At 51.3% G+C, this 721-nt stretch carries 2 protein-coding genes; both read left to right on the top strand.

Features of this window, described 5'->3' with window-relative positions:
* Window positions 1-267 (top strand): hypothetical protein (locus Q7C21_RS22265; RefSeq protein WP_375151125.1); only part of this gene is annotated, 267 nt, incomplete at its 5' end.
* Between the two features lie 17 nt (window positions 268-284).
* Entirely contained in the window at window positions 285-707 is a 423-nt protein-coding gene (locus Q7C21_RS22270) for a KfrB domain-containing protein (RefSeq protein ID WP_305950064.1), read from the top strand.
* The last annotated feature ends 14 nt before the right edge of the window (window positions 708-721 follow it).

The following is a 721-nucleotide window of genomic DNA, read 5'->3' on the forward strand; positions in this document are numbered from 1 at the left end:
ATAGAAACCGAGCGTAATAGCTGGGTCGTAAAGTCCAACAGAGCCAAAGTGGTCGAAGCTATCGCAGAAAAAGTGATTGATTCCAAATTCAAAGATCCAGATCAGCGCGCAGCAGCTCGAGAAGCTGTCAGCAAACGCTTGCAGTCCCTAGACAAACAAGGGGCAGTCCCTCCGGTACCCATTTACGATAAAACCGCCGCGAGAAGAGGGCAAGAGCAGGAACAAGCCCGGCCGCAGGTTGAACGTCATGCCGAGCGTACTCGTTGATCACCGGAGACTTGAAAATGGCACGCGACTACAGCAAAGAAGGCTTTTTAAACAATTCCCGTCCACTCAAGCCCGAGGGGCACCAAATACTCGTCATCATGAATGGCTCAAGACTTGTCGACACCGTAAAGGACGGCGAATGGGTTTCAAAGCGGATTGGCGCTCGCAATGACATGCCGGGAGGAATCTACGATCTAACCGGCGCTCAGAAACCAGACAAAACGGCCGCGCTGAAGACGTATCAAGGCAATGTGATGCATGTCGACAACTCGAAAAACGCTATCTATTTGCTTGATGACAGTGCCAAAAAGCCAATTTTGGTCAAACACGACCTTTCGATTTTCAAGACCAAGCAGCCGGTCGTCGGTAGCTTGGTCAAGATCGAATATACCCGTGGGCAAGCAAAAGTCGCAGACCAGGAGCGCGGGCTAGAACGGTGACAACAAGCTTGACG

Source organism: Pantoea sp. ANP04 (assembly GCF_041982285.1).
Taxonomy (GTDB): domain Bacteria; phylum Pseudomonadota; class Gammaproteobacteria; order Enterobacterales; family Enterobacteriaceae; genus Pantoea; species Pantoea eucalypti.

Coding starts and splice junctions, on each gene's coding strand:
- Q7C21_RS22270 (WP_305950064.1), top strand. CDS start 285: ATGGCACGCGACTACAGCAAAGAAGGCTTTTTAAACAATTCCCGTCCA.